This is a genomic window from Pseudoalteromonas sp. MEBiC 03485, from assembly GCF_004195145.1.
GTDB lineage: Bacteria > Pseudomonadota > Gammaproteobacteria > Enterobacterales > Alteromonadaceae > Pseudoalteromonas > Pseudoalteromonas apostichopi.
In genome coordinates this window covers 169935-180103 of sequence record NZ_SGBT01000001.1, presented here as the reverse complement: position 1 = coordinate 180103, position 10169 = coordinate 169935, and the positions used below count along the sequence as shown (strand labels likewise).

The window sequence follows — 10169 nt, the reverse complement described above, 5'->3', positions numbered from 1 at the left end:
CCCTTTTAGTTAATCTTGGCGCTTTCCGCAATGGCGGCAATAAAGGCTACGATTACGGTTTTTCAGTTCGTTATGAATCGCTTTGTTCGCCTCTTGCTGACTTAACCCTAGTTTATAACGCAAGTTTTCTAAGTGTTCCTCTTCAACGGGTGAAAGATGGCCATCTTCAATAGCTTCGTGTACCGCATCGGTAAAAACTTGTCTACGTTTTCGTAGCTGCTCAGAAAAACTCGAAGCTAACAAACCAGTTGGAATTGCCACCATGCCCATACTAACGAGTGTAATAGCGCCACCAAATAAGCGACCAAGGGGGGTCACAGGCACGACATCGCCATAACCAACGGTTGTTAGTGTGACCATTGCCCACCACATTGCTGCAGGGATAGAGCCAAATTTATCGGGCTGAACATCATGTTCAATTAAATAAATACCACATGAAGCGATGATCAGCACCACAGCCATTATAAAAAATGCCGCAAGCAAGGAACTGCTTTCTTCTTTAAATGAGTTTAAAAGTAGTTGCATGGCGCGTGAATAACGAGTGAGCTTAAAGATCCGCATCAACCTAAGTACTCGTAAGAAACGTAAATCAACACTCACAAACACCATTAAAATGGTGGGTAAAATGGCAATGAGATCAATCAGCGCCATAGGCGAAAAGAAATACTTAATACGAATTTTTGAGTTTGTTAACGGGCTTTCTTTATGTGCGCTTTTATCAACACAACACCAAAGTCTAAGTACATACTCTAAGGTGAAAATACCGACAGAAATCAGCTCAATCATTAAAAATTCGTGATGATATTGTTTTGCTAAAGGGCCGACTGACTCTAAAACAATCGCCACTACATTGATCATGATCAGTGACATTAAGAACACGTCAAGTGTACGACCAATACGCCGATACTTGCCGTTGCCTTCAAAAACGCGCGCTGTGTAATTTCTTAACCGCTGCAAAATAATGATCCATTTATTAGTTTAGTTTTAGCACCATATTAATGCTGCCTTCTTCAAAATCGCGGGTGATCTTAAACCCTAGTTTTCGTGCCAGCTCAATCATGCCAGTGTTTTCCGGCAGGGTGATCCCGGCAATTTGTTTAACGCCTTGGTTTTTACAATGCTCAATCGCGGCATTCATTAGTATTGTACCGAGCCCTAAACCTTGGCAGTCAGAGCGCACCACAATTGCAAACTCTGCATCTAGCTTGTCAGGATCCATCAACACCCGAGAAACCCCTAGTGTGCAGGCTGAGCCGTTTTGCTCTTGGCTGACAATAAATGCCATTTCTCGGTCATAATCAATTTGCGTCATTTTTGCCAGCTGATCATGATTAAATTGCGGTAACTCACCAAAAAAGCGCTTATATCTGTCTTCTTTACTCAGTGACTGATCAAACTCTAAATGTGCTTGTTCATCTTCAGGTTTTATAGGTCTTAATTGTGCTTGAGTGTTATTTTTAAGAGTAACTTCTTTAACCAGTTCAATAGGGTAGGGGCGAATACACAAACGTTTACGATTTGCTTTTGCTTTATAACGGCTCAGGCCAATTGTCGCATCAAGTACTAAAAATTGTCCATTGCTGGCTAAAATAGGATTTAGTTCGACACTGATTATATCGGGTTGATCGATTACAAGCTGCGAGATACGTGTTAGCAAGGCGCATAAGCGATACTTATCGACTTTTTCTGGTAGTACGCGATCTTTAAGTACGCCTTTATCGTGCGCTGCAGCAATCAGGTATTTTGCCAAGTTCATATTCAGTGGTGGTAGTGCCACTGCAGCTTGAGCGAATTCAAGTCCGGTACCTGCTTCACCAAGTAAGATCACCGGACCAAAGTTAGGCTCTGTTTTAATAGCGATACGCAGCTCATTAGCACCTGCTCGTGGCGCCATCTTTTGCAATGAAAAGCCTTCAATATGGGCATCAGGGTAGGTGTTTTTGATTCGTAGCAGCATGGCAAAAGCTGTTTGCTCAACTTCTTGCGCATCATTTAAGTTAAGGACAACACCACCGACTTCTGATTTAGAGGGAATACTTGGGCTAATTAGTTTTAACGCTACCGGAAAGCCCAGCTCTATGGCTTGTTCTTTGGCTTCGGTTGGTGTGTAAGCAACTTCAGTTTGAATACAATCAATACCATAATGAGTGAGTATTTGGCTTGCTTCATGGGTTGATAAATAGCTTTGCTCTTCGGCTAAAAACTCATTTACGACTGTGCGTGCTGCGTCTTTATTTATTTTTGCATCATCGGTGTTTGATTCTGGCGTTTGCGTTAAATGCTTTTGGTTACGGCGATAACTTACCAAGTGCATAAACGCACCAACCGCACCTTCAGGTGTACGGTAAGTTGGAATGGCATTATTAGCGCAGACTTTACGTGCGGCATACGCAGCATCTTCACCCATAAAGTTTGTCATAACATAAGGGCGAGCCATCTTCGGGATTTTTTCTAAGGTTTCGACAATAATCTCAGCATAGTCTTCACTCGGTGCAAGCGCAGAAGGGGTATGAATGATCAGCAGGTTTTTGACTTCTTTGGCTTGCAGCAAAATTTCTAAGGCTTGTTGATAGCGCCTTGGTGCTGAGTCACCAAAAATATCCACCGGATTCGAGGTCATCTCTGATTGCGGGATCACTTTATTAAGCGCCGCTCTGGTCTCGTCGCTAAGCTCAGCTAGTTTTCCTGAGCTCTGTAATAGCGTATCCACTGCCATGACACCTGGGCCGCCACCATTTGTTAAGATAGTCAGTTGTTCGACTTTTAGTAATTTTGGGTGCATTGCCAGTGTTTGTGTAGCAGCAAAAAGCTCACGTAAGTCGTTTACCCTTAGCATACCTGCTCGCTGGAATAGCGCATCATAGACTGCATCTGAGCTTTGCTTGCCACCAGTATGGATCTCTGCAGCAAGAGCGCCCGCACTGGTTTTACCGGTTTTAATGGCAATGACGGGTTTACTAAACGCAGCGGCTCTAGCTGCGGAAATAAAGCTACGAATATCTTCAATATTATCGATATACAACAAGATAGCTTTGGTTTTTGCATCTCGGCCTAAAAAGTCGAGTAACTCATCAAAGTCGATATCAAGGCAGTCACCGACAGACACAAAATATGAAAAGCCAATCTCTTTATTTTTGGCCCAATCAAGGATTGTTGAACAAACGGCAGCTGATTGGGATACAAAGGCGAGTTTTCCTGGACTGGCAATCGTATGTGAAAAACTGGCATTTAAGCCGATATGAGGAATGAGTAAGCCTAAGCAGTTAGGTCCTAGTAAAGACACATTTGCTTGAGTTGCAGCCTCTTTTAATGCTTGTTTTTGTTCTACATTTAAACCCGCAGCAATCACCACCGCATGTTTACAGCCAAGCTCACCAAGTTCATTAATGATGTTGATTAAGGTATTTTTGTTAGTACAAATAACGGCAAGGTCGGGTACTTTTGGCAGTGCAGCAATGCTTGGATAGGCTAATACCCCGTGTACAGCGCTGTGATTTAAACTAACCGGCATGATCGGGCCTTTAAAGCCCCCTTGTAGCAAATTGCGCATCACCACAAAACCCGCTCGATTAGGGGAATTTGAGGCGCCAATGACCGCGACCGATTTAGGATTAAAAAAATGGCTAATACGTTTAACGCTCATGCTGTTTCCTTCGCTTGCGCTGTTTGTTAAAACTTCAGGGTCTGTTAAGTTTAATACACCCAAACTAGAACCGACACGCTTCTAAAGTATTAAAAGTGATACTCATAAGATAACCTGTTTATAACTACTTTTCGAGTCAAAAACAGTGACCTACATCAAGGAGAAAAGCATGAATAAAGCGCAACCATTTAATATCGTTATTGCAGCGTGTGCATTAGCGGTTGGTTTACTTGGATTAGGTTTTATTTTGAAAAGTGCGGCCCTTGATGTAAAGGGTATGGAGCGCACTGTCCACGTTAAAGGTTTAGCTGAAATGGAAGTGCCAGCTGACACCGTTATTTGGCCATTACAGTTTTCAGATGCCGACAATAATCTTGAAAAATTAGTTGGTCGAGTTGAAGAGAAAAGCGATGCGGTTGTGGCTTTTTTAAAGTTACATGGTTTTAGTGATGAAGAAATAAGTCTTGGTAGTCAATCCATTATTGATAAGCAAGCCCGTGAATATGGCGGCGAGAATCAGCAGTTTCGTTATATTGCCCGTAATAATGTCATTGTTTATTCAAATGACATCGAAAAAGTGCAACATGCCTTAGGTGCAGTAAGCCAATTAGCGAAGCAAGGCATCGCGATAGTACAAGACAATTACGAAACGCGTATTCAATATTTATTTAATGGCTTAAATGAAATTAAGCCAAATATGATTCAAGAAGCAACCGAAAAAGCCCGCGAAGTGGCAATGAAATTTGCCAAAGATTCACAGTCTAAATTAGGTAAAATTAAAACAGCGCGTCAGGGGCAGTTTTCAATAACAGATAGAGATTCAAACACACCTCAGCTGAAAAAAGTGCGTGTTGTTACCAGTGTTGAATATTATCTATCTGACTAAACCCAATACCACAGATAAAGGCAGCCGCATGCGTGTGCATACAATAACCATGCGGCAAAGCGCACCTAGCATAAAGCCACCACTAAATGCCACAGCCACCCCCAATAAGCCAAACTGATCTTTTAACAGTACTGCCATTAAAACCGTGACACTGGTTGCGCCAAGTAATACGTACAAGTTGATAAGCGGGTTCCCTTTTAACTTGATCATGCTACTGGCTAAAATTCTTGCTGGTAATAACAGCTGCCCGAGTAACAGCAGCATTAAAATCGAAAACCCTTCTTGCAATTGGCTTTCGCCATAGAGAGTGAGTAGTGGCTTTGCGAGCAGGGCGAGTAGAAAAATAGCGGCAAAGTTAAAACGCCATACCACTTTCATTAACTCGCTAAGTTGCTGCTCGGTCGTCTCATCAGCCATTAAAATGGGTTTTAAATATTGGTTGGCAGCATTGCCTAAAATAGTCAGTAAGCCAGCAATCACTACCGCAGGAAAGAAGATACTCACGCCTTGTGCACCAAACCAGTGATGCACCAGTAAGACATCGAGTTTTGCTACCAACACGGTTCCTGCGCCACTGGCGAGCATGATCAATGAGTCTTTACACCATTGCTTGGTTTGGTAGCGGGCAGTGCTTGCGACGATCATTTTTTTGATTAACCAATATTGATAAATGACTACACATAAGATGCTACAAAACAACAGGATACAAATCTCGACTAAAGATAAGTCACCACGTATTAGATAGACTAAAAAGCAAAACCCAGCCGTTAGCAATTCAAAAATACACTGCTGCGTTATCAGGCCAATTTGGGGTTTGTTTAAAGCCACTAAAAAAGCAGATTGGCTTTGCATAATGGCGCCAATTGGCACCAGTAATAGTAAATAAACCACATGCTCTTGGGCGCTTTGGTGTGGTGAAATAGCCTGAAAGCTAATCACCACAGCAGCGACAAAAATCACCCCGAATAAACAAGATGCAGCTAAATAAACATGTTTTAAGCCGCGTAATAACTCATGTTGCTGAGCCTTGAAGAGCGGATAGCTAATACGCATTAAAGACGATGCAAAACCCATGCTCGCGGGTAATAAAAGAATTTCACAAAGTGCGAGTAATGCCGCGAACGTGCCAAACTCATCAGTACTTAATAACCTTGCAAGGCACAAGGTAAGTACAATACGGCTACCGTGGTTAAGGGCTGTAAAGCTGCTGAGCGATAAAAACGCTTTAACAACATCCTTATTCATGGAGTTATTGATTGAGCGCGTTTAATAACTGCGCCGTTGGCACCTGCAAATAGGCCGCACACATTAGAACTTTGCTATCAGTACTCGTTGGTTTATTGGCACTGTAAAAATGCTTGAGAGTATTTATCAAGGCACTGACAGCAGTTGGGCTATGGCTTTGGTCTACTTCCATCATGGCTAATAATGCTGAAAACTCATGTTTTGCTAGCATTTGGGTTGTCGTGTTTTGCGCTATAAAGCAACCAATAGGGGTGAGCTGCTGCTTATTTAATGTTTTTAACGCACTTCCTAGGCTCTCGTTGCTTTCAAATAACATTAACGAGCGCAAATAATTAAAGGGCAGTTTATCAGCCAGACACTGCGTAAATAAATGATGTAGTAGGGTATTCCCTTGGTTGTCTGTTACGCAAAAGGCATTTTGAAACTTAAGGCCTGGAGTGAAAAAACTCAATTTATCGATATCATCAATCAAGCCCACAGCTTCACTTGGTAGCGGGCTTGCTTCGAGTAAATGCGCTGCAACATTTTGTAAAAACAAATATTTAACTTCACTACTGCAAGCTAATTGATAGATATGTTGTAATTGTGCCGCTTGCAAAACCCCCGATAAACTTTGGTAATCGGCAATGAGTTCTTTTAACTGATGATGTTGTAGTCGGCTGTTCAATTGCTCAATCGCGCTATGCATGGAAATACTCGCTTTTTATTATTTATACATTTATAGCTCAACTACTTGTTTAAATAAATAAAAAAGGCCGCTGAGCGGCCTTTTTCAAGTCTTTATTGTTTAAGCTGCCTGTTTCTTAGCAACCCATTGGTCAACAAACTTCTCAAGTACGTTTAATGGTACTGCACCATTTTTAAGTACTACGTCGTGGAATTCACGAATATCGAATTTATCGCCTAGTTTTTCTTTAGCCGCTTCACGAAGCTCTAAAATTTTCAGCATGCCCACTTTGTATGCCGTTGCTTGTGAAGGCATTACAATGTGACGCTCAACCATTTTAACGCCATCAGACGTCGCATTTGGTGTGTTATTTACGTAGTAGTCGATACCTTCTTGACGAGTCCACTTCATAGCATGGATACCTGTATCTACTACTAGGCGACATGCACGCCATAATTCCATCGCAAGACGACCAAAATCTGAATATGGGTCTTCGTATAAGCCCATTTCTTTTGGTACTAGCTCAGAGTATAAACCCCAACCTTCAACGTAGGCTGTGTAGCCGCCAAACTTACGGAACTTAGGCACACCTTCAAGCTCTTGCGCGATAGCAATTTGCATGTGGTGACCTGGAATACCTTCGTGGTATGCAAGTGCTTCCATTTGGTATGTTGGCATTGCTTCCATATCGTAAAGGTTTGCGTAATAAATACCTGGGCGTGAACCATCTGGTGCAGGTTGTTGGTAGAACGCTTTACCTGCTGCTTTTTCGCGGAATGCTTCAACAGCTTTAACCTTAAGGTCTGCTTTTGGCTTAACAATGAATAGCTCGTCTAGACGAGACTTCATGTTATCGATAAGCGCTGTTGCCTCATCAAGGTAACGTTGTTTACCTTCAGCGGTATTCGGGTAGTAGAACTGCTTATCAGTTTTCATGAATTGCATGAATGCTTTAAGGTCACCTTTAAAGCCTACTTTGTCCTTAATCTCACGCATTTCGTCGTGAATACGCGCGACTTCAGCTAAACCGATTGTGTGAATTTCTTTCGCTGTTAAATCAGTTGTTGTGGTACGTGCTAGCGCATTGTTGTAGAACGCTTCGCCGTCAGGGAATTTCCAAGCACCATCACGGTCATCAGCGCGCTTTTCTAACTGAGCTAAGAAGTTAATTAGTTTAGTGTAAGAAGGTTTTACTGCTGCTTTTAAGGCTTTTTCTGCATCGCTGATAAGTGCTGATTTTTCGCTGTCGGCAATCTCTAATGCGTTTACTTTACGTTTAAAGTCAGCAAGTAACGTTGAGTCTTCACCATCATGGAATGGTGCGCCGCGTAAGATATTATTGCTTGAATCAATTACGTGTGGGAAAACAAACTTAGGGGCGATAATGCCTTTATCTGCACGTACTTCAAGGTCTTTGATTAGTTGATCAATAACCGTTGTAACACCATTTAAACGTGAGATATACGCTTTAGCATCTGACACATCAGCAATTTGATGTTGGTTGATTAAAAACGCTGGGATCATCGAGTGAACACCAAACATTTGGTTCACTGGGTAGTTGTAATGACGCCATTTGAAATCAGCAATTTCGTTTTCTAAATCTTGCTTTTTAAGGTCGTAGCTTACTTTCGTCGCGTCATCTAATAGGTCACGGTTAATTGCCTTAAGCGCAACTAGATCAGCTTTAGTTTGTTCAAAGTCTTCTAAAACGCGCTCTTCACTGCCATCGTCCCATTTGTCGTAATCTTTTTTGATGCCCATGTATGTTTGATAGATAGGGCTTTTCATTACATCACGGTTAAAAGTATCTTCGAAGAAGGCATTTGCTTTATCGATTTCACTTTGTACAGGTTGGCTTTGTACACTTGGTGCAGGCTTCGGTTGCTCTTGCATTTGTTGGCAGCCGCCAAGTAATGCAACACTTACCGCCGCAGCGATGAAGGTCAGTTTACGCATTATCGTTCCTTTGTAGTTGTTAGAAATTTAATTATAATTCTTAAACGAATAATTCTAGCAGGTCATTTAAAAAGCGGTGGCCTTTTTGGCTTACCTGCCAGTTATCTTTATCATCAATTAGTAAGCCTTTTGCAATTGCATCAGTCAAGGCTTGTTCCTGACTTGGCAGTGACAAACTTGTAAGCAAAGGTAAATCAGCTTTGGGGCAGGGTTCGACTAAACGAAAACGATTCATAAAGAATTCAAAAGCTAAGTCGTCTTCTGCTACTTGCCATTGTTCGTATAAATACGGTTTGGCAAGATCCATATAACCTCGTGGGTGTTTTACTTTCACCGTACGGGTGATGACTTTATTTTCATCGGTAATTTTACCATGTGCACCGCAGCCGATACCGAGATAATCGCCAAATCGCCAATAATTCAAGTTATGACGGCATTGGTAGCCGGGCTTCGCGTAGCCTGAGATCTCGTATTGCTCATAACCTGCAGCTGCCAGCAATGCTTGACCTTGTTCTTGAATATCCCACAGAGTGTCGTCATGCGGTAAGGTCGGTGGCTTAGAAGCAAATTGAGTATTCGGCTCAATCGTTAGTTGATACCAAGATATGTGTGGAGGATTAAGCGCGATGATTTTTTCAAGGTCGCTTAAGGCATCTTCAAGAGATTGTCCGGGTAAGCCATGCATTAAATCAAGGTTAAAGCTATTTAACCCCGCTTGGTGTGCCTGTTTAGCTGCATAGCTTGCTTCGTCAGCACCATGAATACGGCCAAGGGCTTTTAGCTTGTCATTTTGCATGCTTTGTACGCCAATCGAAATACGATTGATGCCAGCGGCAACATACTCTTTAAAGCGACCTGTTTCGACGGTACCGGGATTAGCCTCTAGGGTAACTTCACAGTCATCACTTAGGCCAATTAATCTGTCGACTTCACCTAGTAAGCGGGTATAAGCGTCACCCGTTAATAAGCTTGGGGTACCGCCACCAATAAATATGCTGTGGATTTTACGCCCTTGCACTAAGTGCAAGTCGGCCTTGAGATCATCAATTAGATGCTGAACATATTCTTTTTCGGGGATTGTGCCTTTTTGGCCATGGCTATTAAAGTCACAGTATGGGCACTTTTGCACGCACCAAGGCACGTGCACATATAAACTTAAAGGCGGTAAACTCACAGGCCGCCTTTTTGCTGCAATTGCGCAAGTAGTTGTTTTAAAGCTTGGCCGCGATGGCTAAGGGCATTTTTTTGCTCCTTAGTTAACTGAGCGCTAGTGCATTGCTCAGACGGTACGTAAAAAACAGGATCATAACCAAATCCACCCTGACCATCTTGGCTATGGGTGATTTCGCCTTCCCAACTGGCACTACAAATAAGTGGTGTAGGGTCGTCGGCGTGGCGCATTAATACCAAAACACACCAAAAACGCGCACTGCGAACTGGGTTATCAGCAAGCTCTTTTAATAGCTTGTCGATATTATCTTGATCGCTTGCACCCGCTCCGGCAAAGCGTGCAGAGTATACACCCGGTGCACCATTTAGGCCGTCAACTTCAAGACCTGAGTCATCAGCAATAGCAGGCATGCCAGTGATCTTTGCAGCATGGCGCGCTTTAATAATGGCGTTTTCAACAAATGTGGTGCCTGTTTCAGGCACGTCTGGTACTTGAAAATCGCTTTGTGGAACCACGTTAATATTAAGAGGGCTGAGCATACTTGCCAACTCTTTTACTTTGCCAGGATTACCCGTGGCTAAAACCAAGGTGTTATTCATAG

The 10169-nt window shown here is 42.6% G+C and carries 8 protein-coding genes; 1 reads left to right on the top strand and 7 read right to left on the bottom strand.

Features of this window, described 5'->3' with window-relative positions:
* Positions 1–9 precede the first annotated feature (9 nt).
* Both EVU92_RS00800 and EVU92_RS00795 read right to left on the bottom strand, forming a co-directional pair.
* Entirely contained in the window at positions 10–960 is a 951-nt protein-coding gene (locus EVU92_RS00800; RefSeq protein ID WP_130049653.1) for an ion transporter, read from the bottom strand.
* 13 nt (positions 961–973) lie between these two features.
* The gene (locus EVU92_RS00795; RefSeq protein WP_130049652.1) at positions 974–3643 is read right to left on the bottom strand and encodes a bifunctional acetate--CoA ligase family protein/GNAT family N-acetyltransferase; all 2670 of its coding nucleotides are present in this window, start codon (positions 3641–3643) and stop codon (positions 974–976) included.
* A gap of 169 nt (positions 3644–3812) precedes the next feature.
* Here EVU92_RS00795 and EVU92_RS00790 point away from each other — a divergent pair, with 169 nt between their 5' ends.
* Positions 3813–4529: an SIMPL domain-containing protein gene (locus EVU92_RS00790; RefSeq protein ID WP_130049651.1), complete on the top strand. Its 717-nt coding sequence runs from the start codon at positions 3813–3815 to the stop codon at positions 4527–4529.
* On the opposite strand, the gene EVU92_RS00785 is transcribed toward EVU92_RS00790, so the two are convergent.
* From EVU92_RS00785 to EVU92_RS00765, 5 genes are all read right to left on the bottom strand, one after another.
* A complete protein-coding gene (locus EVU92_RS00785) occupies positions 4518–5774 on the bottom strand; it encodes an oligosaccharide flippase family protein (RefSeq protein WP_130049650.1) in 1257 nt (418 codons plus the stop codon). The genes EVU92_RS00790 and EVU92_RS00785 overlap by 12 nt on opposite strands.
* Before the next feature lie 4 nt (positions 5775–5778).
* On the bottom strand, positions 5779–6462 hold the full coding sequence (locus tag EVU92_RS00780; protein WP_130049649.1) for a hypothetical protein: 684 nt from the start codon (positions 6460–6462) through the stop codon (positions 5779–5781).
* Positions 6463–6561: 99 nt separating this feature from the next.
* A complete protein-coding gene (locus EVU92_RS00775) occupies positions 6562–8397 on the bottom strand; it encodes a DUF885 family protein (RefSeq protein ID WP_130049648.1) in 1836 nt (611 codons plus the stop codon).
* Positions 8398–8437: 40 nt separating this feature from the next.
* Complete coding sequence (hemW, locus tag EVU92_RS00770; RefSeq protein WP_130049647.1) at positions 8438–9571, bottom strand: radical SAM family heme chaperone HemW; 1134 nt, start codon at positions 9569–9571, stop codon at positions 8438–8440.
* Positions 9568–10167: an XTP/dITP diphosphatase gene (locus EVU92_RS00765; protein WP_058586594.1), complete on the bottom strand. Its 600-nt coding sequence runs from the start codon at positions 10165–10167 to the stop codon at positions 9568–9570. Before EVU92_RS00765 ends, hemW begins: the two co-directional genes overlap by 4 nt.
* Positions 10168–10169: the final 2 nt, after the last annotated feature.